This window comes from Paenibacillus xylanexedens, assembly GCF_017874615.1.
In the GTDB taxonomy this organism is placed as follows: Bacteria; Bacillota; Bacilli; order Paenibacillales; family Paenibacillaceae; genus Paenibacillus; species Paenibacillus xylanexedens.
Map to the genome: position 1 here is coordinate 333,840 of NZ_JAGIKV010000003.1, position 24,835 is coordinate 358,674.

Below are 24,835 nucleotides of genomic sequence, written 5' to 3' on the forward strand. Positions count from 1 at the left end.
CAGTGACAGAACTTAAAATACCAAAGCGGCTGACCACCGCACTTGTAAATTCATTGACAGCTGGTGTTGTCCCGCGCATAGGACTGGAGCAGATTGCTGTTGGTCGGAAACCGGAAGTGGAAGCCATTTTGCGGGATATGGACAATATCGCTGAGGGCGGCGCAGCTTTTAAACTCATAACGGGTCGTTACGGCAGCGGTAAAAGCTTTCTTTTGCAGATGATTCGTAACTATGCGATGGATCGTGATTTTGTTGTGGCAGATGCCGATCTGTCACCAGAGCGACGATTGGTGGGAACCAAAGGCCAGGGACTTGCGACATATCGCGAACTGATGACTCGTCTGTCTACACGCACACGCCCGGATGGAGGAGCGTTGGAGCCGATTTTGCAAAAATGGATCGCAGGGCTGCAACAATCCACGATGCAGAGTCAGAACCTGCGCCCGGATGATCCCGCTCTGCCGCTTGAGGTAGAGAAACAGATCTACGCGGTGACGGGGGAGATGCAGAATCTGGTTCACGGCTTTGATTTTGCCAAGGTACTGGCTTCGTATTGGAACGGGTATAAGCTTGCTGATGATGAACAAAAACAGGCGGCACTTCGCTGGCTTCGAGGAGAATTTGCAACCAAAACGGAAGCGAAAAAAGAACTGGCTGTTGGCGTTATCATTGACGATGACAACTGGTATGACTACTTCAAATTGTGGTCTGAATTCACGGCGCGCATTGGTTACAAAGGATTATTGTTGTTCATTGATGAAGCGGTGAATCTGTACAAAATAACAAACAGTGTCTCCCGTCAAAGCAACTATGAGAAATTGCTGACCATGTTCAATGATACGATGCAGGGCAAGGCGGAGCATCTGGGCATATTTGTAGGCGGTACGCCGCAATTTGTGGAGGATGAACGGCGTGGATTATACAGCTATGAAGCGCTTCGCTCCAGGCTTATTGATGGTCGCTATGCAGCCAAAGCGTATGCGAATTATACAGGCCCGATCCTGAAACTAGCGATGTTATCACATGAAGAGATTCTGATTTTGCTCCAGAAGCTACGACAGATTCATGCCCTGCATTTTGGATACAGTGCAAGTCTGACGGATGAACAATTGGTTGATTTTATGCAAACGGCGGTGAACCGACTCGGTGCGGATGAATTGCTGACAACGCGTGAAGTGGTACGAGACTTTATGGATGTACTGCATACGTTACACCAGAATCCTGAAGTGACTTATACTCAATTACTTGGCGAGCGGGTTGCCAAACCTCAGGAAACGGGTAAAGGGGCAGATGCATCCGCGAATGCAGATGATCTGGACGACTTTCTGGCGGAGTTTGAATTATGAGTGATAACCCGTTCTATCGGTTGGCGCCGTTTGTTCAGGAATTTATATATAAAAAAAGATGGGAATCGCTTCGTCCTGCCCAGATTGAGGCCTGTAATATCTGTTTTCATACCCCGCATCATATGCTGATTGCGGCGGGAACGGCCTCCGGCAAAACGGAGGCGGCTTTTTTTCCTGCATTGACCGAGCTGTATGAACGGCCTTCCAAGTCGGTTGGCATTTTGTACATTGGGCCTCTGAAAGCTCTGATTAATGATCAATTCGAACGTCTAAAGGATCTGTTATCGGAAGGCAATATTCCGGTTTGGCATTGGCACGGGGACGTACCTCAGGCGGAGAAAACAAAACTGATGAAAAATCCGTCCGGTGTGCTCCAGATAACGCCAGAATCGTTGGAAGGTTTGCTCATGAATCGACCGAATGCAATTCCGGCGCTGTTTCATGATCTGCGATATGTCATCATCGATGAGGTGCATGCCTTTATGGGAGCGGATCGGGGCATTCAAGTACTCAGCGAGCTTGCCAGAATCGAGCGTATGGCTGGCTGTGCACCGCGAAGAGTGGGCTTGTCCGCCACACTTAGTGACTATGATGCGGCTACATCTTGGCTTGCTGCGGGAACGCAGCAGGGGGTGGATGTGGTCTCTTCCCCGGGCGGTCGCAAGTTGCGACTGCGGGTGGAACATTTCTCCTTTCCAGATGCACAGGACGAGGAGCAGGCGGAGCAGCTTCATAACGCACGTAAAGCGTACTACGACTTCATCTATGAGAGCACACATCGTAAAAAAGCGTTGATCTTCACCAACAGCCGAACGGATGCTGAAGTCACCATTCTTGAGATGCGGCGAGTCGCGGCTCGCAGGCAAGAGCGTGGTGTGTTCCATGTGCATCATGGAAGTATCTCGGCTATGCTGAGGGAAGAGACGGAAGCTGCCCTACGCACAGGATCGGGGCCCGCGGTTGCTGCGGCAACGGTCACGCTTGAACTGGGCATCGATCTGGGCGAACTGGAACGTGTGGTTCAGCTCGGTGCACCGTATAGTGCGTCCAGCTTTGTACAGCGTCTGGGACGTTCAGGGAGACGAGAGGACATGGCATCAGAGATGCTTTTTGTATGTCCGGAGGAAGAGGATGAGGAAGCGCAATTGCCAGCGCGTATGCCGTGGACGTTGATGCGTGCGATTGCTGTTATCGAACTGTATGTAAAAACGAAGTGGGTCGAGCCGCTTGAAGCCCGCAAAATGCCCATAGGTGTGCTCTATCATCAGACGATGAGCATGTTGAAAAGTATGGGGGAGGCGGAGCCGAGAGATCTTGCTGAAGCCATCCTTTCGCTGGCCCCATTTGCGTTGATCAGACCTGATCAATATCAGGTATTCCTGAATTACCTCATTGAGACGGATCATCTGCAATGGACAGAGGATCGAACATTGATCATCGGTCTGACAGGTGAGAAAATTGTGAATAATTATCGCTTCTACGCCGTGTTTAAAGACGATGAGGAACATAAAGTATTAAACGGCTCAGAAGAGATTGGTTCAATTACAACCGTGCCCCCACCTGGCTATTGCTTCTCGCTCGCAGGCAAACTGTGGAAAGTGGAAGAGGTCGATCACAAGCACAAGGCTGTGTATGTGAAGTCTGCAAAAGGTAAAGTAGATACATTATGGCTTGGCGCGGGAGGAGATATTCATACGTCGGTAGTACAGAAAATGCGTGAAGTGTTGTCCGACTCGACCATCTATCCCTATCTGTCACCACAAGCCGTCAATCGACTTGAACGGGCGCGCCGCCTAGCTCGTGAAAGCGGACTGTTGAAGCAGGTCGTGATTCCGGCAGGGGGAGATTCGATGTATGTTCTTCCTTGGGTTGGAAGTAAATCATTCCGTACATTGGAGCGCCTGATGAAGCATAATCTGTCCAAGAAACTTGCCTTGCGTTCGGTTGTGCCCATGGAGCCATATTATTTTGTAGTGTCCGGCAAGGTCGACGAACGAACATTGTTAGCCGAGATCATGAGTGAGTGTCGAACGGCTGAAGACGCATCTGCGTTACTGGCTGAAGATGAAGCGCCTTATCTGGGCAAGTATGATGAATTTGTCGCGCCGCCATTGATCCGTGAGGCTTTTGCTGTGGATGGGCTGGATCTGGATGGATTGAAGGCAGGTTTACAGCAAACATTGGAGTGGGACTCCTCAGGCTCCAATCGGACATGACGTTTTTACGTAATCAGAGTACTCGAAGCATGGTACAGCGATCGAAGCGACTCGGTGTAATAATTTAGTTCAACTTTTTATACGGAATAGGGTTGACACCATCTCACCTCCCATGTAATATATGAAAAGTCGTCACACACGAATTACATCAAATTGCATATATCATTTCGTATAACCTCGCAGGCCGAAAGTGTACATAGGGCGAGGGTCTCTACGGGAAGCCTATACTTCCTAACTACGATGCCAAGGAATCAATGTATTCCTTGCTCGTAGTTAGGATTTTTTGCATTTAGATGGTGTCTGTGACCTTGGCATGAACCAACATGCGGGCGTATTTTTCTTATCATCAGGAGGTTTATTCACAATGAAATATTATCTGTCCGTTCTCGCGGGAGCGATGAGCTATGGCATATTATCCACGATTGTGGTTCTGGCGTACGGCGAAGGGTATAAACTTGGAGAGGTTGTGGGAGCACAGCTGATCACGGGTTTTCTTCTATCCTGGATGCTGGCGCTATACACAAAATTTAGAACAAAACGTAAGTCGCAGGCAAATGGCAAAGCATCAGGAGCCGTGGCACAGGTATTCAAGCGGTTGACGTGGAAACAACGTCTGATATTGATGGCTGCTGGAACACCAACGGTAATTACAGGTCTCGTGTATTATCAGTCTTTGCGTTACATTCCGGCTTCACTTGCCATTATCCTGTTGTTCCAGTTCACTTGGATTAGTGTATTGATTCAGGCGATAAGCAAACGTCAACGTCCAGACAAAGTCACATTCCTGACGTTGATCATTCTGTTCGGCGGAACTTTGCTGGCAGCCGGTTTCCTGGAACAGGGACTGGGTGAGTTCAACGGTCTGGGTATTGCACTTGGATTAATGGCAGCCGTAAGTTATTCCCTGTTTGTATTGTTCAGCGGCAAAGCGGTTCCTTCAGCACATCCAGCCTTCCGCAGTGCGTGGATGGTTACAGGCGGATTGATCCTGCTGTGCATTTTGTTCCCACCGACATTCCTCTTTAACGGATTGATCTGGAGCCAGTTGCTTGTATTTGGATTGCTGCTTGGATTCTTTGGGGCATTCATTCCACCAGTACTGTTCGCTATCGGCGTTCCGCATATTGGTGGTGACATGGCCGGAATCCTGGGTGCAGTGGAGCTTCCAATTGCAGTTTTGTTATCCTCAATCGTGCTCCATGAGCATGTCAGCGGATTGCAATGGTTCGGAGTTATTATTGTACTCATTGGTGTAGCCCTGCCAGAGTTATATAAATTACGCATGAGACGAAGTCGGAATACACCGATCTATTCCTGAGTTATACAAAAAGGGATATTGCAAAGCATGAACGGGAATACCCGTAGATAAGCCTGAGAAATCAGGCTTTTTCTATTGAAATATTGTATATAAATTGAACTAACATTTACACAAAACGGAGAGGACAGAAATAACCTGAAGAAGCGAAGCGTGCGCCTTTATTCCCGGATTTTACCCTTTGAAAAAGGAAATCAAAAAATCTGGGGATAACAGCGATCGGAAGGTTGTTCTGTCATCGGAGTGTCCAGTGTAAATATTCTTTAGTTCCACTTATATAGCTCGACCGCAATAGCCCAGAGGGGTCATTTTCATTGTCATGCGAATCAGGTATGCTTAAAGAATACATCCGTCTGTTGATTGAATATTGATGGGACATCGAATGAGGAGTGTTTATATGAAAAGCTGGTTTGGAAAAACATGGCCTTGGTTAACGCTGGGTCTGACCGTTGTTGTACTGCTTGGATCATTTTTGGTTTATTTTATGGGCAAAGACGTATCCCCCGGATCGGGAAGTGCAGTAACAGCACAAGCCGAGACTCCGGAGGATTTGAAGGGATATGAAGTCATTGATGTGGACGTGAGCAACGATGGTTTTGGACCAGATGTTATCGAGGTGAAGGCTGGCGTACCGACCAAAATCAACTTTATTCTGACCCGGTCGGTGACACATGTCAAATCAGTCGGATCACAAAAGCTTGGCATGGATCTATACATGCAAAAGGGACCCAATTATTATACGGTCGACAAAGATCTGCCCAAGGGAGAATATGAGATCCATTGCGGCATGTACATGATATATGCAACGATTAAGGTCGTATAAGCAGAAGGAGCAAAGTTTCGGGTCACCGAGCTTTGCTCCTTTTTTTGGTGCGTGATATCATGAGGAAGTGGGTAAAATCGATCAGGAGGTGGCGAAAATGAAAGCGCTATTTATTGGAGGGACAGGCACCATCAGTACGGCCATTACGGAGATGCTTGCACAGCAAGGCTGTGAACTGTATATAATTAATCGCGGCAATCATAACGATGACTTACCTAGTGAGGTCAACATACTTCAAGCGGATATTAATGACGAGGCACGTGTAGCGGAACTGATAGCTGATCTGGAATTTGATGTTGTGGCGGATTTTATCGCTTTTGTACCGTCTCAATTGGAGCGAGATTACCGTTTGTTCAAGGATAAAACCAAGCAGTTTATTTTTATAAGTTCAGCATCGGCGTATCAGACACCTTTGGCTGATTACCGGATCACGGAAGGGACGCCCTTATCGAATCCATATTGGGAGTATTCTCGCAACAAGATTGCCTGTGAAGACTATCTGATGAAACAATACCGCGAGCATGGGTTTCCTGTGACCATCGTGCGTCCGAGCCATACGTATGGCGACAAATCGGTACCTCTCGGTGTTCATGGTGCTCAAGGCAGCTGGCAGGTTCTCAAGCGTATCCGTGAAGGCAAACCCGTTATCATCCATGGAGATGGCACCTCACTGTGGACCATTACGCACAATACTGATTTTGCCAAAGGGTTTATCGGGCTTATGGGTAATATCCATGCCATTGGTGAATCGGTACATATCACCTCGGACGAATCCGTCACCTGGAATCAGATTCATGAGATTATAGCCGGCGTGTTGGGCGTTAAGCTTCATGCGGTACATGTACCCTCCGAGTTCTTGGCAGCATGCAGTGATCAGGATCTTCGCGGCGGATTGCTGGGTGACAAAGCCAATACCGTTGTGTTTGACAACAGTAAGCTGAAACGGCTTGTTCCGGAATTTGTAGCAACGACAAGAGCCGATCAGGGCATTCGACGTACGATTGAGCACATTCTGGCGCATCCTGAATTACAGAACGAAGATCCGGAATTTGATGTATGGTGTGACAAGGTCGTTGGCGCATTGGACGAAGCGTTATTAAAGATCAGAGATGAGAAATGAGAAGTAAGGCGTTCATGATCAAGTGTTTACATTCATGCGCTTAATCGTTATAATCAAGAAAAAATGACACTTGTTAGGGGAGGCACCCCAACTTAGGACATCGTTCCTTTGTTGGGGTGCCTCCTTTTTTTGTGTTTCAAAAAGGAGAGTAGACGTTGAAGAAATCAGGAAAACGTGTGAAAAAACAAGCGGAACAGTTAACCAAAGTGGTGCTGGCATTTGCGTTATTATCACCTCAAGCCCTGTTGCTTGAATGGGGTGCAGCCACGGTAATGGCTGAAACGGTTGAAACAATCGGGATTGTATCCGATACGTCCAGCATGAAGGCTGTACAGTCATCCAAGGTGAAAGTAGAGATGAACAGTGACGGTAAATACAGAATTGTATTACTACCAAACACAAATGTATTTTACGGTGGTGATACAGGGAATGTATCTACGATTATCGACCACAACGGATCTCCCGTGAACTTCAAAACATTGCCGCTGAATTATTACCGAATTAACAATAATGTGATTGAAATGTCCCGGCAAAAGGACAATGTCGAATATATTTTGCGTGTATCTATCGTTAATGCTACCTCACAAGGTGGATACATGAAGGTTGAACTGGAAGCCATCAACCGTAGTGGATCGGCACTGAATTTGGGTGGAACATTTTATTGGGATACGATGGTGAATGGGAATGATGCTTCTCCGTTTGAAGTCATCGAGAATGGATGGCGTAATTACAGCGGCGGCGTTCAGGTCACGGCTTTTTATGCGAATACGTACAATGTTGTGAATGCAGATCGCATATACATGGGACAGTACAGTGGTCCGGACAATGCGCAGCTAACAGGGGGTTCTTCACCTTCGTCATTCACTCCAGGCCAGACCGTTACGGCTAGTGATACAGCCGCGCAATTCTGGTGGAATGCCAAAGCAACAGCGAATCAGGCTTCACGCAAATTTTCAACGATTGTGGGAATCGGCCCTCAGAACGTTCCGCCTTCATTTACACTAACGGCTCCTTCTTCGGGGCAAACGTATTACAAAGGCGAGCAACTTCAGATCTCTGGTACAACGCGAGATACGGATGTAGGCGACTTGTTGACCGTGAAATGGTCCATTGATGGTGGGTCGGAGAACATTCTGACCCAGATGACCGCGACGGGTTCCAATCAGTCTTTCAACACCAATTACACGTTGCCTGATACCCTGCCAGATGGTACGCACACGTTGCAAGTATGGGTCATGGATGACAAAGGTGGGGTGTCCTCAGCAGGAACCGTTAACTTTACAGTAAGAAGTTTTGTTGTGCCCGGAACGCCGACATATACATTGATTAATTCTAATAACTTGACGGTAAATTGGGAAAAGAAGGCGAATGATGCATCCGTTACGTATGAACTGAAGAATATGACAACGAATCAGATCGTGGATACAGGTACATCAAACAGTCGGCAGGTGACTGGACTCACTCCGAATACCAGTTATTCTTTTGCCGTACGTGCCAAAAATTCAAGTGGTTCCTATACGGGTTACTCCAGTCCATCCACCAAATATACATTGGCGAATCCACCCGCTGCTGCGGCTGTGACACAATCAGGCAACTCAGTTACAGCGAGTTGGAATAATAATAGCAACCCTGCGGGCACCCAATACAAAACGGAAATACGCAGTCCAGGCGGGCAAGTCCTTGCAGCAGGAACAACAACGTCCACACGTACAGCGTTTGCCCTGACCGGGCTCGCGGACGGAAAATATGAAGTGTTTGTGGCGGCGCTGAATGGTGAAGGGATACAGACCCCGTATATATCCGCTGGAGAGATGATTAAAGATACGACGGGTCCAACTGCACCTGCTGTTACAGTTACTCCATCCTCATGGACCAAGGAAGATGTTCTCATCACGGTTGAAGAAGGAAAGGATGCCTTGAGCGGAACTCAGAAGACTGAAGTGAAAGTTGGTCCGGCAGGAGAATGGCGTGAATACAGCGCTCCGTTTACCGTAAGCAGTGAAGGCAACACAACTGTTATGGCACGCAGTATTGATGCGTTTGGTAATACGGGACAGGAAACGGCTGTGACAGCTAGGGTAGATCGGACGGCACCAACGCCACCTGTCATCTCGCTGAATCCGCCCGATTGGACAAAAGCGGCGGTAATCGTGACATTAACGGAGGGTACGGACGAAGCAAGTGGCATTGGTCTGACACAATATAAGCTTGGAAGTGAGGGAGAATGGATCGACTATAAGGCTCCTCTTACACTAAGTGAAGAAGGGATAACCGAGATTTACGCACGAAGTGTTGATCGGGCCGCCAATGTCAGTGCTTCCACTTCGGCAACAGCCAGAATCGACAAGACTGGGCCTGAGCAACCAACGATTGCGTTAAGTGAAGAGGATTGGACGAATGAGGATGTAACTTTTGCGATAAACAGTGGTGAAGATGCGGGCAGTGGGCTTGCCAAGAGTCAATATCGACTTAACAAAGAAGGTCCTTGGATCGATTATACGGGCGAAGTGACGGTTACCGATGAGGGAGAAACGATCGTATATGCACGCTCAATTGACCGTGTAGGCAACATAAGCACGTCCGCTCAGGCTACAGTTCGAATTGACAAGACAGCTCCAACCGAGCCGGTGATTCGTTTAAGTCCTTCTGGATGGAGTAAAGAACATGTGAAATTCACTATCGCTGGAAGTGTGGATGAACAAGCGATATCCTATGAATACAGCATGAATGATGCCCCGTATATGACAGGAAGTAGCGGTACAGTAAGCACAAACGGCGCTACCACCATTCGGGCTAGAGCAAGGGATACTGTTGGCAATGTGAGCAAGGAAGTGAGTCGAATCGCCTATGTGGATCAGATGGCTCCAACGATTACATTTGCACCTAACGGACATGCTTGGACGGACATGGATATATCCACTACCATTCAGTATGCCGACGCCCACTCAGGCATTCAAGAACTGGAACGATTCTATCAAGTTACGAACAGTGCAGATTCACCGGAGCATTGGCTTGAAGCCCGCTCTGACCAGCATAAAATATCCATCGAATCGGAAGGTATATGGTACATCCATGCGAAAACCATGGACAGAGCAGGGAATACATATGAGACAACATCCTCACCTTACCATATTCAACGCAGGCCCGAGCAACCGAGTCATGTGAGAATGACACAGATCGCTGAGACATCAGCTGAACTTACAGTGGATCTTCCAACGGGGGAAAGGTATACCGATGGATATCAGTATGAGATAACGAATAAAACGACAGGACAGTCGTGGACACTGGATTATCCTAACCACAGTATAATCGATCACGCCCTAAGCGGTGGTCAGGTCTATGAATATGAAGTTAGAGTGAGAAACCATACCGGAGTAAGTGATGCAGTAAGTGCTCAAGTATTAACTACCCCGGCAGCTCCCGGAACGTTGCACGTTCGAAAAGTAGATTCACAGCCCAATTTGGCCGAGATTCAATTTGATTCAGTACGAGGAGCAGATGCTTACCGCATCATCGCGACTACTTCGGACGGTGCCACCGTATTTGATCAGACGGTATCTGATCCTGGTAGCCTTCCCTATGTCAGCAACCTCGTTCCAGGAACCATTCATAACATCTCGGTAACGGCAATGAATGAAAGTGGCGCAGGTGGTAGCAGTAGAACTGGATTTCTCACACTGCCGGCAATGCACGGTGAGTTTATGGCCGTTCAAATTCAGGAGCATGATATTTCATTAAAATGGGAGACAGTGACTTCTGCAACGTATTATGGTCTTTCACGCGATGGAACAGCCATATATGAAGGAGAACAGATGGAGTATCTGGACTCGGGTCTGGATAGCGGAACGGAGTACAGCTATACGTTAATTGCCGGAAATGAGACAGGAACAGGACCGTTGGCAGGATTACCTTTGCTCAAGACGTTACCTGGGCAGGTGTCCGGCTTACAGGTATCAGATGCTTCCACAGCGAGCCTTCGTCTGAATTGGGAAGAAGTACGAGGAGCCGATCGTTATGAGTTATGGTTGAATGGAGAGAAGTCGGGAACGATTCCTGCTGGAACCCAAGAATGGGTCTTTGCGGGACTGAGTTCAGGAACATCTTATCAACTGGATGTACAAGCAGTGAACGGAAGTGGACAGGGGATGCGCAGTTCGGTATCAGGAACAACGCTACCGGAGAGCCCTTCGGGACTTCACGTTGTTCAAGTAACTGAACAGGGAGCAATTTTGAGCTGGGAACCTGTAGCTGGGGCAACGAAATATCGGGTGGTCATCGATGGACAGAGCCATGAGATATCAGATACACAACTCGCGGTTTACCATCTGTCAAACAGTCGTGAGTATACCTATGAAGTACAGGCAGGCAATGCTGCCGGGTACGGTGCATCCACCAGTAGTACAATTCTTACGCTACCTAGCAGGCCGGAAGGACTGAATGTCACATCGACTGGTGAGACAAGTATGGGACTTGCATGGCAAGCTGTAGATACGGCGAATCTCTATATTGTGAAAATCAATGGAACAGAAGTGGGCAGAACATCAGAACTGGCCTACACGGTTGAGGGATTATTGCCAGGTACAGAGTACGCTTTGGAAGTTCAGGCTACGAATACTTCTGGTTCAGGTGAGACAGCGCAGCTCATCCGATTGTCCAAACCTGTGTCGCCTGCCGAAGTACTTGTTGATTCAGGAGTACATTATGCAAAAGTTTCCTGGTCTCTCGTGGAAGGTGCCGCTGAATACGTGATTGAGCAGCATGGCAAGGAGATCTATAGAGGAATGGAGAATGAAGCAACGATTACTGGTCTACAGGATGGGACGAGGCATCGCTATCAACTATGGGCGGTCAACAGACAGGGAACTCGTTCTGAAGCGACGGATGTATCTCTGCTGACTTTGCCTGAGAAACCCGTTAAGGTTGCAGTATATGATGTGGCAAAAAACAGCCTAGGTCTGGATTTCAGTAACACTGGTGTCCAAGGGGCAGATCATTATGTCATTGAACGGGATGGAAGAGAGATCACTCAGATGGATTCAAGTGAAACCCAATTCGTAGACAAGGATCTGTCGCCAGGAACAAAATACACTTATGTAATTCGGGCAGTCAATGCGAGTGGAACGAGTGGGCCGCTTAATTTTAGTGTAATGACTCAAACGTTGCCATTGATTGCAGAAAGTATCACAGTGAAAGCCGGAACACATGCAGTGGATCTGGCTTGGGATGTTGTTCAGGGAGCGGCTGCATATGAGATTCGTAATCGGGTAACGGGAGATGTACAGAGCGTGTCTGAACCGTCTGTACATCTCAATAGCATGCTGGATGGCACAGCGTATGAATTCGAAATTGTTGCGATTAATGAAGATGGTCATCGGTCAGAGTCTATTCAGATTCAAGTTTTAACGAAACCCATATCACCTCAGACGGCAGGCATAACACACATCACAGATAAGACTGCGGTATTGGACCTGACTGGAAGCTCAACACGGGGAGCAGAGCAATTCATCATTATGCGGGATGGTGTTGAAGTCGCTAAGGTTCCAGCAGATCAAGCTTCATTTGAAGATGATGGACTGACACCAGGAGAGCATTACACGTATACCATCAAAACATCCAATGCAACGGGAGAGAGTGATTCCGGTTTCGAAGTTCACTTGCGAACGTTGCCTGCGACCATTCATGAACCTTTACATGCAAGCAAGATTGGGGAAAAGGAAGGATTGATATCTTGGCCAAAGGTACAAGGTGCGGAGGGATATATCATACGTATCGGAGATCAGATGTTCACCACGATTGAAGAAGGGGATATCACAGAGGTGAGATTAACTCATCTGGAGAGTGCAACCCGATATGATCAGGTACAGATTATTCCTTATAATACGGCTGGTTCAGGAAGCCCAATGACCGTGATTCCTTTTTACACCTTACCTCATGTTGATTCACTGGAAATGAAGATATATCCGGAGACAGATCATGCGAAACTGGAATGGGACTTCCCTTATGGGAACGAAACTTTCGTTGTATTGCTGGAGGGTACTGAAGTATACCGAGGCACACAAAAAGAGTTTATCGTTGATCAACTGGATGCAGGCAAACAGTACTCGATTGAAATCTACACAGAGAATGATCAGGGAGATGCATCGGAGAAGCTGGCGTATTCTGTCCTGACCAAACCAGCAGCCCCTGTCAAAGTGGAGTATCATTCGGCGAAGGATCAAATTCGTCTTTTATTAGAACAGAGCCGGGTCGAAGGTGCCGAGCAGTTTATCATTGAGCGTGACGGTGTAGAGATTGCTCATGTGCCTGCAGAAGAACTATTCTATGACGACAAGGAACTCGAACCGGGCGTGAACTATATCTATACAGTGAAGGCCATGAATGCCTCCGGCAGTAGTGATGGTGGTTATTACCTTCATGCAATGACTTTGCCTGGTAGTGCTGCTTCAACTCCTGTAGTAGAGGGGCGTTCCATGTATGGTGCAGACATTGTATGGGAACTGATTCCTGGTGCTGGGGGTTATCGAGTTTATCGAAACGAAGAGCTTGTGGGAACAACAACGGAGACATCCATACATGTGTCTGAATTAAACAGTGCCGAGCGTTATACTGACTTTGCGATCATTCCATTTAATGAGGCAGGTGAGGGTGAGGCGCTCCAGGTTCCGGAATTCGAGACGTTGCCTTCCGAGGATCTGACAGTTGCAGCCGTAGCGCAAGGCACAAGTGCGATTAAGCTAACTTGGGAACTGGATTCAATAAATGAGGTGATTGTGATCACCCATAAAGATCGTGAGATTTACCGTGGCACGCAGCGCAGTCATGTATGGACAGGACTGAATGCCGAGCAGCATTATGAGGTGGAAGTATGGACGGAGAATTCAGCAGGTGAAAAAAGTGAAAGAAAACGGGCAGCAGCCATGACTTTTCCGTATCCACCATCCGCCTGGAGCGGTGGCGGTGCAACCCCGAGTCCGAACGGTACATCGGAACAAGCCGATGAGGTGAGTTCACAACCAGAAACGTCTGAGCAGCCTGATGTACCTGCGAAAAAAAATATCAAATTTATTGATATCAGCCAAACATTCAATAAAGATCAGATCACCTGGCTGGCGGAACAAAATATCATTCAAGGTGTAAGTGAAACTCGCTTCGAGCCACGCCGTCCGATCACCCGTGCGGAGTTCACTGCATTAATCGTGCGTCTGATGGGTGTGGACACAACGGTTAATGAACAGCATGGATTTCAGGATGTGAACGATGAGGATTGGTTTGCTCCTGAGATTAAGGCAGCCGTTCACCATGAGATGGTTCAAGGTATGGGGAATAGGAAATTCGCTCCACATGCGCTGGTGACACGGGAACAGGCATCCAAGATTATAGCTAATGTTATCCGTAAAATCAGACCGGAACCGCTGACTTCCCCAAGAGCGTTTACCGACCAGACTGATGTATCCGATTGGGCCAAAGAAGAAGTACAGGAACTTGCAGGTTTGTACATGATTACAGGATATGAAGACGGCAGCTTCCGTCCCATGCAGCACTTAAGCAGATCCGAAGCTGCAGCGCTCATCTTCCGCTTAAATAAGCTGATTCAAGTTATGAATGAGAAGCGTACAGATCAAGTGGAGAAAGCGTCAGCGTTCGATCGTCATATCTAGATTGTATTGATTCTTACACATGATACTGCAATCATCGGCAGTAACGACATTACCGCTTGATTGGTTTTTAATGCTATAATGGTTGCCAATATGATAAAAAAAGGGTAATGAACAATGGTGATGAATAATGAATAATAAATTTATCCGGATATATGAAGATATTGCAGATCGTATTCGGACCGGAGAGATTGAGGCAGGGACGCTGCTTCAATCGGAACTGGATCTATCGGAAAGTTATCAAACGTCTCGAGAGACTATCCGCAAAGCATTGAAAATGTTGTACGAAGAAGGTTATATTCAGAAGATTCAAGGCAAGGGCTCGATTGTACTGGATATACGAAAGATCGATTTTCCCATCTCAGGTCTGGTTAGCTTCAAGGAATTGGCCAAAAAAATGGGACATCGCGCTCAAACGTATGTGAAGGTTTTTGAGGAGCAGCAGGTCGATCAGGCGCTGCACAAGAAAATTAACTTTGGTCTGAATGAACAGGTCTGGGAGATCAGACGTGTGCGCAAAGTGGATGGAGAGCATGTCATACTGGACAAAGATTACATTAGCCAGCGGCTTGTTCCTGGGCTCAGCAAAGAAATCTGTAATGATTCCATCTATCAGTACATTGAGCAAGAGCTGGGGCTTTCCATTTCGTTTGCCAAAAAAGAGATTTTGGTGGAAGAACCCACCTCTGAGGACAGGGAACTGCTTGACCTTGAAGGGTTCCATAATGTGGTTGTGGTGAGGAGCCAGGTGTACCTGGAGGATGCTAGTCAATTTCAGTATACGGAGTCGAGGCACCGACCGGACAAGTTCAGATTTGTGGATTTTGCACGTCGCAGATAAGTTAATCAAGATCGATTAGAGAGTACCTTTCACTGCTTTATTGAGTGGATAGGTGCTCTCTTTGGTTATGGGGGAATCCGAAGATCGTCCATCAAGAACCGCTTAATGTCAATGTTCTTACTGCATGTCGGAGCGTATGATCACAATATATACGAGGCCGAGGAGTGAGGGAATTGAATCACGTGACAGCGAAATCAAATGTTCGCATATGGGAAGAAAACAGAGATATTCCAACTTATGGTACAGGTAAACCGGACAAAAATCCGATGTTTCTTGAAAAGCGAATCTATCAGGGAAGTTCGGGTAAGGTGTACCCGCATCCTGTGATCGACAGCATCGAAGATGAAGCCCAAATGAAGTCGTATCGATTAGTTATTCTCGAAAATGAATATGTACGTATCGAGATGATGCCCGAACTGGGTGGACGGATCTATCGTGCGCTGGATCGGAGCAACAACTACGATTTTGTATATTATAACCGGGTGATTAAACCTGCGCTCGTGGGTCTGGCAGGGCCATGGATTTCCGGAGGAATTGAATTCAACTGGCCCCAGCATCATCGGCCGAACACGTTTGGTCCAGTCGATTATACATTTGGCAGTAATGAAGATGGAAGCGCTACCGTGTGGGTGGGTGAGATTGACCGTATGTATGGTACCAAAATGACAGCTGGCTTCACATTACATCCCGGCAAAGCCTATCTTGAAATCCATGCCGAGGTATACAATCGCACCAGCGCACCCCAAACTTTTCTATGGTGGGCCAACCCGGCTGTAGCTGTCAACGATCATACGCAATCCGTGTTTCCACCTGATGTAACGGCTGTGCTGGACCATGGAAAACGGGACGTATCCCGCTTCCCCATCGCAACCGGCACCTATTATAAGATGGACTATTCCGAAGGTGTGGATATCTCCCGATACAAAAACATACCGGTTCCAACATCCTATATGGCGTATAAGTCGGATTATAATTTTGTAGGGGGTTATGACCATGGGATTCAGGCAGGTTTGTTGCATGTAGCCAATCATCATATTTCTCCGGGCAAGAAGCAATGGACCTGGGGGAACGGGGAATTCGGGCAAGCCTGGGATCGTCAGTTAACGGACGAGGATGGACCTTATATTGAATTAATGACCGGGATCTATACCGATAATCAGCCTGATTTTACATGGTTACAGCCCTATGAAGCGAAATCATTCTCGCAGTATTTTATGCCGTATAAAGGAATTGGTATGGTCAAAAATGCAACGATTGATGCAGCGGTTAATCTAGAAATGGACGAAAGGACCGGAATGGTAACCGTAATGGTATATGCGACGTCGGTTTTTGAACAAGTGACCGTTGAAGTGATAGGATCAACCACGGTATATCTCCATGAGAGATGTAATATCTCACCTACGGAACTATATAAATCTTCATTCCCGTGGAGCGGACAAGATGAATGGCATCAGTTGAGGTTAAGTGTTCGAACTGTGGAAGGAAAAGTACTTGTAGCCTATCAGCCTGAAAGGTCTGAGATACAGGAAGTGCCCGATCCGGCCACACCACTTCCGCTACCATCCGAGATTCGTACGAATGAACAACTATATCTGGCTGGTCTTCATTTGGAGCAATATCGGCATGCCACGTATGAACCGGAACCTTATTATCTGGAAGGTTTGAAGCGTGATGCAACGGATATTCGTCTAAACATTGCGTATGGCACATTGCTGCTGCGTAGAGGGTTGTTTGAAGATGCAGAGAAGCATTTCAGACAGGCTGTACAATCGCTGACATGGAAAAATACGAATCCATATGATAGTGAAGCTTTTTACCAACTCGGTCTGAGTTTGAAATTACAGGGGAAACAGGAAGAAGCCTACGCAGCACTGTATAAAGCCGTATGGTCTGCACAGTATCAGGATACGGGTTATTACATGCTTGCTCAGATCGATACGGCGTTACATCGAGACATCGAAGCGTTGGATCACATCGAACGTTCGCTGATTCGTAATGCCAGAAATTATAAGGCTCGGCATCTGAAGGTTGCTCTGCTGCGCAGAATGGGTCAAGATAAACAGGCCATTCAATATGCTCGTGAGACATTGGCACTGGACCCGGTTGAATTTGGAGCCGCACATGAATTAGTCTTGATCTATAGCGTAGCGACTACACCTTCAGAGAGAGAACAAGCGGGGCAAACACGTGAGCATTTTCATCGTCTGATGCGAGGAGACGTTTATAATTATCTGAATCTAGCCGCAGATTACGCGGATTGTGGATTGTGGGAAGAAGCACTGACGGTACTCTCTTATGTTGAATCCGAAAATTCACGGACGTATCCTATGGTTGGTTATGCTCAGGCTTACTTGTATCGTCAGCTGGGGGATGTGGAGCAGGCCCGGGAATGTCAAAAGCAGGGGAAAGCTGCTCCAACGGATTATTGTTTTCCTAATACGTTATTTGAATTCATGGTGCTTCAGGATGCATTGGCAGTGGATTCGAATGATGCGCGTGCTCACTATTACCTGGGAAATTGGTTATATGATCATAAACGCTACGAGGAAGCAATCACCCATTGGGAAACTTCACGCGAAGTGGATGCTGCATATTCGACTGTACATCGGAATCTGGGACTGGCTTATTATAACAAGCTGAATCGCCCTGATCTTGCATTGGTATCATTAGAGGAAGCTTTCCGGTTAGATTCACAGGATGCCCGAATCTTCTACGAGTTGGATCAATTGCACAAGAAGATAGGGTATTCCTGCGAGCGTCGAATCAAATTGCTGGAACAACATATGGAGTTGGTTCACCACCGTGATGATCTGTATATAGAGTGGGTGACTTTATTGAATATGCAAGGTAGTCATCAAGAAGCATGGAATGCCCTTCAGACCCGGCGGTTTCATCCATGGGAGGGTGGAGAAGGCAAGGTAACAGGACAATATGTTACGGCACTGACGGAACTGGCAAAGAAAAATCTGGAGAAACAACAACCTGAACTAGCAATGGAGCTGTTGCAGAAGGCATTAGTTTACCCGGAGAACTTAGGTGAAGGTAAATTGGAGGGAGCAGGAGACAATCCCGTTTACTTTTATCTTGGCTGTGCCTACCAGCAACTGAAGAATAATCAGGCGGCAGAGGAGAATTTCCACAGAGCATCCATCGGTTTGAATGAACCGGCAAGCGCGATGTTTTATAATGACCAACCGCCTGAATCCATCTATTATCAGGGTCTGGCCTGGCAGAAACTTGGCAATGTGAAGGAAGCCAACAGGCGGTTCAACAAATTAATTGATTATGCCGAAAGACATATGCATGATCACATCCGAATGGATTATTTTGCGGTATCTCTGCCCGATTTTCTAGTATTCGACGACGATTTAGATCAGCGAAATGAAGAACATTGCCGATATATGCGGGCATTGGGTCTTCTGGGGCTGGGGCAGACAAGTGAAGCCAAACTTGAGTTGGAGCGGGTATTGGAGACAAACCCGAATCATCAAGGGGCAATCATCCATCGATAATTGATAATCGTTTCAACACATCCCATTTATATCGAAGGAGTTATATAATCCATGAATGATACTATAGCAGGTAGCCAGATTCGTTTCATATTAGATGCGGAAGATAAAGAGATTCGTGCGGGTCGTATGACTGGCAGTGGCGGCAAAAGCCCACGAGGGGAATCGTATGATTTTACCAACTATTATATGACTCGTAATGCTAAACCCCATATTCCCGTGGTAGGTGAGTTTCATTTCTCCAGATTCGCTTACTTGCAGTGGGAAGAAGAATTACTGAAGATGAAGGCAGGCGGGGTGAGCATTGTCGCTTCCTATGTTTTCTGGAATTTTCACGAGGAGCAGGAAGGTGAATTTAATTGGTCTGGAAATCTGAATTTGCGGCACTTTGTGGATCTGTGTGGCAAACATGAGCTGCCTCTGATTGTACGGATTGGCCCATTCTGTCATGGGGAAGTTCGTAATGGTGGGATGCCCGATTGGTTATTCAGTTACCCATTCGAAGTCAGGTCGAACGATGAAGGGTATCTGTATTACGCCAAGCGATTATATCGGGAGATTGCCCGTCAACTCAACGGCTGCTTTTATCAGGAGGGTGGCCCTGTTATCGGGGTACAGTTGGAAAATGAGTATATGCACGCTGGCGCACCCATGGATGCCTGGGGGTATACCCGTGAAAAATACATTACCTCCGGCCGGGACGGGCGAGAACATCTGAAGATGCTTCGCCATATTGCCGAAGAAGTCGGTATGAAGCCGATGTTCTATACTGCCACGGCCTGGGGCAATGCTGCCGTGCCTGAAGAAGGAACATTGCCGATGCTCGCGGGGTATGCGTACACACCATGGATTCCCAATCAGCCTCCAAGCCGGGAGTATTTATTCCGGGATCTGCATATGAATCCTGTGGAAGAAGTGGATTATGACAGTCTGGAGTACCCTGCTGCGTATTGCGAGCTTGCTGGAGGCATGCAGGTCAGTTATCACGCTCGTCCGGTTGTTGATGCGGACAGTGTTGAGGCGATGACCATTGTGAAACTTGCGAACGGCAGCAATCTGGTTGGGTATTATATGTATCACGGGGGGACCAATCCGATAGGCAAAAATTCATATCTGAACGAGCAGGCATTGCCGAAAATGACGTATGATTACCAATCGCCACTCGGGGAATTTGGGCGTGTTGGTGAATCGTATGACCGCATTCGTACCTTGTCCATGTTCCTGGAAGCATACGGTGAGTTACTTGCACCAATGGGCTGTGTTGTACCGGATGGTCAACATGCGATAACACCGGAGAACACGATGGATATGCGTTGGTCTGTTCGCCAACAAGATGGCTCGGGATTCCTGTTCATGAATAATTATCAGGATCATGTGGCGATGCCTGATCGTGATATACAATTGGAGCTGCATACCAGCAAAGGGACTGCTTTATATCCAAGAGAAGGAACGATGCAGCTGAAAACCGGCATGGCAGCCATTCTGCCTTTCCATATGAATCTGAATGGAATGAAGATCATTAGTGCTACTGTTCAGCCACTGACCCGATTTATGGTAAATCAGGAGCTTACGGCTGTCTTTTATGCCCATGATGGCATGATGCCTGAGTATGTTATTGATGCATCATCTGTTACAAATGTGGATATGCTCGAAGGCACTGTTTCAGAGCAGGGGAATGAAGTTGTGATACATCCGATTGCCGGCAAGGACCATCATCTGCGAATCACAACATCGGACGGTATAATGATACGAATCATTACTTTGACCCGTGAAGAGGCATTACATGCCTACCGTTTCCGTGTGGGCGGAGAAGATAGGCTTGTAATTAGCAGCAGTCATCTGTATGTACAGAATGAGATGCTCCTATGTACATCCGTGGAGCAACCAGAGATGGAGGTATCCTTCTATCCGGCTCCAGAGCATGTTTCAGCTTCTAAATATGCTGTGTCATCCCAGTCGAAGCAAGGAATATTCGGAACGTATACATTGCAAGTTTCACCTTACGAGCCTGCTGTAGAGGTTGATTATCCGAAAGAGTATGCAGCAACACTGAGATTGGACACAGCGTGGCCGGAACAAGTAGATGACGTGTGGATTGAGATTGATTATGAAGGAGACGTTGCAGCAGCACATATTCATCATCAGATGTTAACAGATCATATTCACTATGGACACAGCTGGATGCTTGGTTTGAAGCAATCCCGTCATTTGTTGGCTGAACACGCGCTTCGTCTGTCTATAACCCCAATTCGAAAAGGGACGACTGAGAGTTATGTTAATCAGGCTTATGTGGAGCGGTTTGAGGGCGTGGAGATTGGAAAGTTTAATGAAATTCGGGTGAGATTACAGTATCGGGTTGGTTTGATATTGGCGGGAGTTAGAGAAGACACTTAGTCTAAATCAGGAGTTAAACAAAATAACAGATAAACAAGACTTAAACAAGAGTTAACTTTCGTTAATAATACAGAGGGTTCTTTCTCCGAACGATTGTGAGGGGAAAGAGCCTTTTTTTGCTGTGTTATGAAAAAACAAATGATTCCTAATCATGGTAAAAAGATCTTGACTGGTAAGCGTTTTCGATTTATTATAACTTCATAACCTTAACGATAAAGTTTATTTAAACTAAACAACGTAACTATAATAAAGTTATTTGTTGTTTATTTTATAACAAAAAAACTTCTATTACCAACGATTTTAGTTAACTTCTTGCCTAGAGCAGTGTTAATTGAAATAAAAAAACAAATACAGGAGGTTCCAAACAAATGGTTAATCTGAAAAAGTGTACCATCTTTACGGTTATTGCTGCTCTCATGTTCATGGTATTAGGGAGTGCAGCACCCAAAGCATCTGCTGCTACAGGTTTTTATGTAAGCGGTAACAAGTTGTACGATTCCACAGGCAAGGCTTTTGTCATGAGAGGTGTTAATCACGGACATTCCTGGTTCAAAAATGATTTGAATACCGCTATCCCTGCCATCGCCAAAACAGGTGCCAATACGGTACGCATAGTTCTTTCGAATGGTAGCCTGTACACCAAAGATGATCTGAACGCTGTTAAAAATATTATTAATGTGGTTAACCAAAATAAAATGATAGCTGTACTCGAGGTGCATGACGCCACAGGGAAAGATGACTATAATTCGTTGGATGCGGCAGTGAACTACTGGATTAGCATTAAGGAAGCTTTGATTGGCAAAGAAGATCGGGTAATCGTCAACATCGCCAATGAATGGTATGGAACGTGGAATGGAAGTGCGTGGGCTGATGGCTACAAAAAAGCCATTCCGAAACTCCGAAATGCGGGAATTAAAAATACGCTAATTGTGGATGCAGCCGGATGGGGACAGTTCCCTCTATCCATCGTGGATTATGGACAAAGTGTATTTGCAGCCGATTCTCAGAAAAATACCGTCTTCTCCATTCATATGTATGAGTATGCTGGCAAAGATGCTGCAACGGTCAAAGCCAATATGGAGAATGTGCTGAACAAAGGATTGGCTCTGATCATTGGTGAATTCGGGGGATATCACACAAACGGTGATGTCGACGAGTATGCCATCATGAGATATGGTCAGGAAAAAGGGGTAGGCTGGCTTGCCTGGTCCTGGTACGGAAATAGTTCCGGTCTGAACTATTTGGACATGGCAACAGGTCCGAACGGAAGCTTAACGAGCTTTGGCAACACTGTAGTTAATGATACCTATGGTATTAAAAACACTTCCCAAAAAGCGGGGATTTTCTAATCCGCCGATGAAAAAGGAACACTCTGACGGTTACGTCAGGGTGTTTTTTTAATAAAATGGCTCAATCTATAATGACTTTTGAATATTTCCGTTTGGTTATAAAATATTTTGTTTTCAAAATAAAACAAAGATGATAAACTCGGATTAGGAATAAAACAAACATTATCGGAGGGAAACAAATGGTACAGAGTTTATGGAATGCATCGCAGGCAACTGAGAAAACAACAGGACTTGAGCAGTTGGTTTACCGATCCAATCTGATTGGATCTGATCGCAGTGTATGTAACATTTACGGTGGTAATACCTCTACCAAAACGACAGTGAAGGATTTTCGTGGTCGTGATGTAGAAGTAATGTATGTGAAGGGAAGCGGCTCTGATCTGGGTTCCATGGAAGCGAAGCATTTTACCGGACTTGGGCTCGAAGACATTCGACCATTAATTGAACGTGAATCCATGTCGGATGAAGAAATGGTTGAATATCTGGGACATTGCATGATTGATGCCAAGCATCCGCGCGCCTCTATCGAGACTCTTCTGCATGCGTTCCTTCCATATAAACATGTTGATCATACGCACCCGGATGCGATTATCAGCCTGTGTTGTGCGCATAACGGCAAGGAATTGGCGAAAGAGATCTACGGTGATCGATTTGTATGGGTGCCTTACGTACGTCCAGGATTCACCTTATCTAAAATGATTGCTGAAAGCGTATTCTCGAATCCAAATGCGGAACTCGTACTGATGGAAAAACACGGACTTGTGACCTGGGGAGAAACATCCGAGGAATGTTACGCTCAGACCATCAAGATCATCAATGAAGCGGAAGCATTCATCGAAGCACGGGTGGACGAAGGAAGCTTGTTCGGTGGTATGAAACACCCGGCACTGGCCGCTGATGTTCGTCGTCAGATCGTATCACGTGTAATGCCAACAATTCGTGGAGCGGTATCGGATAGCAAAAAAATGATTTTGTCCTTTGACGATCAAGAGGACGTACTTGCTTTTGTGGGCGGAGCAGATTCCCCGGAATTGTCTCAGGTGGGTGCAGCTTGCCCGGATCATCTGGTACATACCAAAGTGGTACCTCTGTTCATCGATTGGACACCGGATGCGGAAGATATTGAAGGCTTAAAAGCCAAGCTGGTAGAAGGTGTTGCCGCCTACAAAGAGCAATATCAACAGTACTTTGAGAGCAACAAAAACGAAGGTGATGTCATGTTCGAAGCGGCACCACGCGTTATCCTCATTCCAGGTGTGGGCATGATCAACACAGGCAAGAGCTGGGCGCTTTCCCAAGTAAGCGGAGCGTTGTATCACAGAGCGATTGCCGTTATGCGTGGAGCTACTAGCCTAGGTCAATTCGTATCACTCATTGCAAACGAATCTTACAATGTGGAGTACTGGCCGCTGGAATTGTACAAATTGTCTTTGGCACCAGCAGAAACCGAATTCTCCCGTAAAGTGGCGTTTATTACAGGCGGCGCAGGCGGGATCGGAAGTGAAACAGCACGCAGATTGGTATCTGAAGGTGCACATGTGGTGCTTGCAGATCTCAACCTAGAGGGCGCACAGAAGGTAGCACAGGAAATCAATGATCAGTACGGTGAGAATCGTGCTTATGCGCTGAAAATGGACGTAACCGATGAGGAAGCCGTTCAATCTGCGTATGCTGATGTTGCGGTGCAGTATGGCGGAGTGGATATCATCGTGAACAATGCCGGATTGGCGACATCCAGCCCATTTGACGAAACGTCCCTGAAAGAATGGAACCTGAATATGAATGTTCTGGGTACAGGATATTTCCTCGTGGCTCGCGAAGCCTTCAAGCTGATGAAACAGCAGGGTATTGGAGGAAGCATGGTATTTATCGGGTCCAAGAACTCGGTGTATGCAGGTAAAAGTGCCTCTGCCTATAGCTCAGCGAAAGCGCTGGAAGCACATCTGGCACGTTGTATTGCAGCAGAAGGTGGAGAGTATGGCATTCGTGTCAACACGATTCTTCCAGATGCCATTCTACAGGGTTCAGCGATCTGGAACGGTTCCTGGAGAAATGAACGAGCAGCAGCATACGGTATCGAGCCGGATCAATTAGAAGAGTATTACCGCAAACGGACGACATTGCTCGTGAATATCTATCCAAGAGATATTGCGGAAGGAATTGCATTCTTTGCTTCTTCGAAATCCGAAAAAACAACCGGTTGCATGATGACCATTGATGGCGGTGTACCGGCAGCATTTACACGTTAAAATAGGAGGGTTCTTGCG

General features: G+C 46.8%; 11 protein-coding genes and 1 riboswitch. All 11 genes read left to right on the forward strand.

The annotated features are described in order from the left end of the window. Positions 1–2: 2 nt before the first annotated feature. Positions 3–1,346, forward strand: coding sequence for an ATP-binding protein (locus J2Z28_RS05905; RefSeq protein ID WP_211081569.1), 1,344 nt, complete (start codon positions 3–5; stop codon positions 1,344–1,346). Further along, entirely contained in the window at positions 1,343–3,562 is a 2,220-nt protein-coding gene (locus J2Z28_RS05910; RefSeq protein ID WP_211081570.1) for a DEAD/DEAH box helicase, read from the forward strand. Before J2Z28_RS05905 ends, J2Z28_RS05910 begins: the two co-directional genes overlap by 4 nt. 147 nt (positions 3,563–3,709) lie before the next feature. Then, positions 3,710–3,820, forward strand: a riboswitch (purine riboswitch). 106 nt (positions 3,821–3,926) lie between these two features. Beyond that, a complete protein-coding gene (locus J2Z28_RS05915) occupies positions 3,927–4,880 on the forward strand; it encodes an EamA family transporter (protein ID WP_017688752.1) in 954 nt (317 codons plus the stop codon). A gap of 394 nt (positions 4,881–5,274) precedes the next feature. Continuing rightward, positions 5,275–5,700: a cupredoxin domain-containing protein gene (locus J2Z28_RS05920; protein ID WP_017688751.1), complete on the forward strand. Its 426-nt coding sequence runs from the start codon at positions 5,275–5,277 to the stop codon at positions 5,698–5,700. A 97-nt stretch (positions 5,701–5,797) separates the two neighbouring features. After that, a complete protein-coding gene (locus J2Z28_RS05925; RefSeq protein ID WP_211081571.1) occupies positions 5,798–6,820 on the forward strand; it encodes an SDR family oxidoreductase in 1,023 nt (340 codons plus the stop codon). A gap of 155 nt (positions 6,821–6,975) precedes the next feature. Then, the gene (locus J2Z28_RS05930) at positions 6,976–14,478 is read left to right on the forward strand and encodes a fibronectin type III domain-containing protein (protein WP_211081572.1); all 7,503 of its coding nucleotides are present in this window, start codon (positions 6,976–6,978) and stop codon (positions 14,476–14,478) included. A 127-nt stretch (positions 14,479–14,605) separates the two neighbouring features. Beyond that, on the forward strand, positions 14,606–15,316 hold the full coding sequence (gene treR / locus J2Z28_RS05935) for a trehalose operon repressor (protein WP_211081573.1): 711 nt from the start codon (positions 14,606–14,608) through the stop codon (positions 15,314–15,316). A gap of 173 nt (positions 15,317–15,489) precedes the next feature. Next, complete coding sequence (locus J2Z28_RS05940; protein ID WP_211081574.1) at positions 15,490–18,828, forward strand: DUF5107 domain-containing protein; 3,339 nt, start codon at positions 15,490–15,492, stop codon at positions 18,826–18,828. Between the two features lie 51 nt (positions 18,829–18,879). Beyond that, entirely contained in the window at positions 18,880–21,219 is a 2,340-nt protein-coding gene (locus tag J2Z28_RS05945; RefSeq protein WP_211081575.1) for a beta-galactosidase, read from the forward strand. Between the two features lie 416 nt (positions 21,220–21,635). Next, on the forward strand, positions 21,636–22,568 hold the full coding sequence (locus tag J2Z28_RS05950) for a glycoside hydrolase family 5 protein (RefSeq protein WP_415841485.1): 933 nt from the start codon (positions 21,636–21,638) through the stop codon (positions 22,566–22,568). A 179-nt stretch (positions 22,569–22,747) separates the two neighbouring features. Next, positions 22,748–24,817: a bifunctional aldolase/short-chain dehydrogenase gene (locus tag J2Z28_RS05955; RefSeq protein ID WP_211081577.1), complete on the forward strand. Its 2,070-nt coding sequence runs from the start codon at positions 22,748–22,750 to the stop codon at positions 24,815–24,817. The last annotated feature ends 18 nt before the right edge of the window (positions 24,818–24,835 follow it).